General features: G+C 46.9%; 1 protein-coding gene and 1 pseudogene. Both read left to right on the top strand.

Annotated features, from left to right (window positions below):
- Positions 1–140 precede the first annotated feature (140 nt).
- Positions 141–353, top strand: a pseudogene (locus ACNRUY_RS26400) (antibiotic biosynthesis monooxygenase family protein); the annotation flags it as partial.
- A gap of 202 nt (positions 354–555) precedes the next feature.
- Positions 556–1,362 carry an endonuclease/exonuclease/phosphatase family protein gene (locus ACNRUY_RS26395; RefSeq protein WP_488114648.1) on the top strand — a complete coding sequence of 269 codons (807 nt, stop codon included), beginning with the start codon at positions 556–558 and terminating at the stop codon, positions 1,360–1,362.
- Positions 1,363–1,796 lie beyond the last annotated feature (434 nt).

Below are 1,796 nucleotides of genomic sequence, written 5' to 3'. Positions count from 1 at the left end.
CAACAAAATACCTGTCTCGTTACCTCGGGTGGAAAAGGTTTCTTAAAACTCAACTCTTCTCAGAGGAGGCTTTTTTAGATCAAGTTTCTATACATTGGGTAGAGCAACACTTAATTTGAACAGCGCCCTTCCAGAGTGTCACAAACGAAAACAAAATGCTGTCTTTATCATTTTGGAAAGACGAAGAGTCCGTTAAAAAGTGGCGCAATCTGGAAGCACATCGTATTGCACAAAAAAAAGGCAGAGACGGAGTCTTTGAAGACTATAGATTGCGAGTTGCCAGCGTTATCAGGGACTATGGCATAGATCAACGTCATGAAACACCAGCAGATAGCGTTGAAACACACGGTTAATGATTCAAATAGACACCGTCACTTCAACTAAGCAATAAAAACTGGCCTCTGAATAAATGGCAGGCTGGTTTTACCTGAGCCGATGACAAAAAAAACTGTTAACACATACCCTCAACTTACCCTGGAACCATTTCTCCCTGCTTATTGATATGACAGCAAACAACAATAATGCCGTCATCCTCAATCATAAAGTGGATCAAAAATGCCGGATACACGAATAGTTACCTGGAACAGCACAGGGGAAAACGCCATAAAAGCCGGAGAAATTGCGGCAATACCGGGAGCGCTTGCAGCTCTACACCCGGCCCACCCTAATGTGGACATCTACCTTATTCAAGAAGCTCAAAATGCACCGGGTGGTCATATCAGTGCCTGGTTAAACGGTTTGCCAGGGCATACCGTTCACCATATAGCCGAACAACCAGGAGGAGGGGGCAGTGGCTATATATGCGCAACCAGGAATGCCTCTGTTGCCGTTGTTACGCCTTTAACCCTGTACGATCATGCTGTTGATCCAAACTGGGGGAATGGCTGGACAGGCAATCCGAACTTCAATCAGGCCGCGGTCCTGGCGCGCCCCCTTGCCTACACCGTATTAACCATTGGGGGAGACACCGTTTTACTGATCACATGGCATGCCCCCCTTGGAGTATCAGGACTTCCCATTATCGTCGGAGCGATGAATGGTGGTGCACTTCTGGATGCTTATCTGGCCCTCGATCAAAGTGAATTAATCGCAAACCCTGCCGCAGTTGCTGGAATTCCAGTGGACACTGTGATCATTGCAGGGGATATGAATGCGACAGCCGCCGCCCTTGCCGGGCCATACCCACCTGCCGGGGCCGGAGCGCCCTATTATCACCCACTGAATGCGTTTAATGGTTTTGGAAACCACCTGGACCACATTTTGGCCAACAGACCAGTGCCTGGCGCGGTGAACGTTGTAGAGGGCCACAACACTCAAAGCACCAGTGTTCATGATATTTTGTCATCAAGAGTGCACTGGTAGTTTTTCTCAGTGACCACTAAGCCGGAACAAAAGAGCCCTATACCGGTGTCTAAAATGTATAAGTACGATCTGATCTGACACAGCCCTCTTCAAAAGAGAGGGTTACCGGTTTAAGTTTTAAGTACCACCAAAAAACTAAATCAAAGGTAACCCTCAATGAATCAGCATAATGATCCTGTCATTAAACACAAGCTTGGACCGCTTGAACTCGCTGACCAAATCCAAAAAAACACCGAACCCAAAGAACCGGGTAGAAGAACATGTTGAAAAGGCTGTCTGTAAAATGGCTATTGACCAGCCTGCTCTTCCCCCTGTGTCAGGATAGATGTCGCCTCTTTTGACTCATGACTCTCTTCAATGGAGAGATGATTAAAAGAGGCAGTTATGGCTCGCTACTCCAAAGAAATGAAAGAGGCCGTCATCCAGAAGATGAT

The sequence above is a fragment of the Endozoicomonas sp. Z74 genome (genome assembly GCF_057680865.1).
The sequence above is the reverse complement of the archived record's forward strand: the minus strand, read 5'-3'. Positions and strand labels throughout refer to the sequence as shown.

Bases quoted from the DNA above. Each gene is read 5' to 3' on its own strand.
- ACNRUY_RS26395 (WP_488114648.1), top strand. From the start codon at position 556: ATGCCGGATACACGAATAGTTACCTGGAACAGCACAGGGGAAAACGCC.